Consider the following 2494-nt stretch of genomic DNA (forward strand, 5'->3'; position numbering starts at 1 on the left):
GCCCGACGCGGCCTTCGCCGAGTTTTGCGAGCGCTGCGAGGCGGAGATCCTGCCGGACGAAAACGGCGAGATCGTTTCGCTCGAAGCCATCAGGGCCCGCACCGCCGGACTTTATCGGGCAGCGCCCGCCGGCCGCGGCTGAGACGAATCGCAACCAGAAACCAGGCAAACGGGGAGGAGAACCCTTGTCCATCGATCTGAAGACGCTGAAACTGACGCCGCGCCGCCAGACATTCAGCCATATCGCCCGCCGCTTCGGCGAGGACCGTCCGGCGAGCCGCTACGAAGAGGGCATGCTGGACGTTCAGGCCACGGCGCATTTCCACTACCGGCCCTTCTGGGAGCCGGAGATGGAGCTTTACGATCCGCGCCGCACCGCCATCGTCATGGCCGACTGGTACGCGCTGCGCGATCCGCGCCAGTTCTATTACGCGACTTATAACATCTCCCGCGCCGGCATGCGCGAGGCGGCCCAGCACAATATCGACTTCGTCGAGAGGCGCCGCCTGCTCGACAAGATCGAGCCGGAATGGCGGCAAAAGGTGGAGGACTACCTCCTGCCGCTTCGACATGTCGCCTGGGGCGCCAATATGAACGCCACCCAGATCTGCGACCGCGGCTACGGCACGGCGGTGACGGCGCCGTCGATGTTTGCGGCCGGCGACCAGCTCGGCATCGCCCAATTGATCGGCCAGATCGGCATGGACATGGCCGGCGGCACGGGCGAGGCGCTCGACACGGCAAAGGGGAAATGGCTGGACGCCCAATATTGGCAGGGCATGCGCCGCCTGGTCGAAGATACGCTGGTGGTCAGGGACTGGTTCGAGCTGTTCGTGGCGCAGAACCTCGCCATCGACGGACTTCTCTACCCGCTGGTCTATACGGCCTTTGACGAGGAAGGCCAGAAGCACGGGGCAACCGCCGTCTCCATGGTGACCGAGTTCATGGTCGAATGGTTTGCCGACCAGAGCCGCTGGGCCGATGCGGTGATCCGCCGTGCCGCCGAGGAGAGCGATGCCAACACGCACCTTCTCGGGGAGTGGTACCGCTTCTGGCGCGACCGCACGGCCGAGGCGCTGGCGCCGCTTGCCGCGCATGTTCTGGGCGACGCCGGAAAGCCGGCGCTTGCCGACCTCGTTTCCGAGCTCGACGGCCGCGCCGGCCGCCTCGGCCTTGCCGCCTGAAGGAGAACCGACATGGCACAGCTCGTATCGATCACGCTTCAGGATACCAATGACGGCCGGATGATCGCCGACGCGATCCGGCAGGACAATCCGGGCGTGGAAACGCTTTCCATGCCCGGCGCGCTGAAGCTCGACCGCGCCGGCGACCTCGTCATCCGCGCCTCCACTGTTTCCGAGAAGCTCGGGCGCGAATGGGATCCGCAGGAAATTCACATGACCATGATTTCCATGGCCGGCAACCTGGACGAGGACGATGACTATTTCGCCCTCTCCTGGAACCGTTGAGAAGGGGAAAGACGACAATGGCAAAGAAACTCGGCCTCAAGCAGCGCTACGCGCTTCTCACCCGCGGCCTCGACTGGCAGACCACCTATCAGCCGATGGACAAGGTCTTCCCCGAGGCGACCTTCGAGGGCATCAAGATCCGCGACTGGGACAAGTGGCAGGACCCCTTCCGCCTCACCATGGACGCCTACTGGAAGTTCCAGTCGGAAAAGGAGCGCAAGCTCTACGCCGTGCTCGACAGCTTCGCCCAGAACAACGGCCAGCTCGGCCTTTCCGAGGCGCGCTATCTGAACGCGGTGAAACTGTTCCTGACCGGCGTCTCGCCGCTCGAATATCAGGCCCATCGCGGCTTCGCCCATGCCGGCCGCCAGCTTCCGGGCGTCGGCCCGCGCATTGCCGCGCAGATGCAGTCCCTCGACGAACTGCGCCACGCCCAGACGCAGATCCACACGATCTCGCACTACAACAAGTTCTTCGACGGCCTGCACGAATTCCCGCATATGCATGACCGGGTCTGGTACCTGTCCGTGCCGAAGTCCTTCTTCGACGACGCCCGCACCGCCGGCCCGTTCGAGTTCATGATCGCGATCGGCTTCGCCTTCGAATATGTGCTGACCAACCTGCTCTTCGTGCCCTTCATGTCGGGCGCGGCCTATAACGGCGACATGGCGACGGTGACCTTCGGGTTTTCCGCCCAGTCGGATGAAAGCCGGCACATGACGCTCGGCATCGAGGTGATCAAGTTCCTGCTGGAACAGCACCCCGACAACCTGCCGATCGTGCAGCGCTGGGTCGATAAGTGGTTCTGGCGCGGCTACAAGGTGCTGAGCCTCGTCGCCATGATGATGGACTACATGCTGCCCAAGCGCATCATGTCGTGGAAGGAGGCGTGGGAAATCTATTTCGTCCAGGCCGGCGGCGCGCTTTTCGAGGATCTCGCCCGCTACGGCCTGCGTCCGCCCAAATATCACGAGCAGGCAACGGCCGAGGCCGATCATCTGTCGCACCAGAACTGGTCGCCCTAC

At 64.0% G+C, this 2494-nt stretch carries 3 protein-coding genes; all 3 read left to right on the plus strand.

The genetic code is table 11. The annotated features are described in order from the left end of the window. Positions 1 to 185 precede the first annotated feature (185 nt). Positions 186 to 1184 (plus strand): aromatic/alkene monooxygenase hydroxylase subunit beta, encoded by a 999-nt coding sequence (locus AC5DC2_RS22875; protein ID WP_491700152.1) that lies wholly within the window; start codon positions 186 to 188, stop codon positions 1182 to 1184. A gap of 12 nt (positions 1185 to 1196) precedes the next feature. Further along, positions 1197 to 1469 carry an MmoB/DmpM family protein gene (locus AC5DC2_RS22880; protein WP_024707682.1) on the plus strand — a complete coding sequence of 91 codons (273 nt, stop codon included), beginning with the start codon at positions 1197 to 1199 and terminating at the stop codon, positions 1467 to 1469. 17 nt (positions 1470 to 1486) lie between these two features. Continuing rightward, a partial coding sequence (locus AC5DC2_RS22885) for a ferritin family protein (RefSeq protein ID WP_491700153.1) occupies positions 1487 to 2494 on the plus strand: 1008 nt, incomplete at its 3' end.

The sequence above is a fragment of the Martelella sp. genome, from assembly GCF_984369615.1.

What these genes read in the sequence shown, in the direction of transcription:
- AC5DC2_RS22880 (WP_024707682.1), top strand. Translation starts at nt 1,197, where the DNA reads ATGGCACAGCTCGTATCGATCACGCTTCAGGATACCAATGACGGCCGG.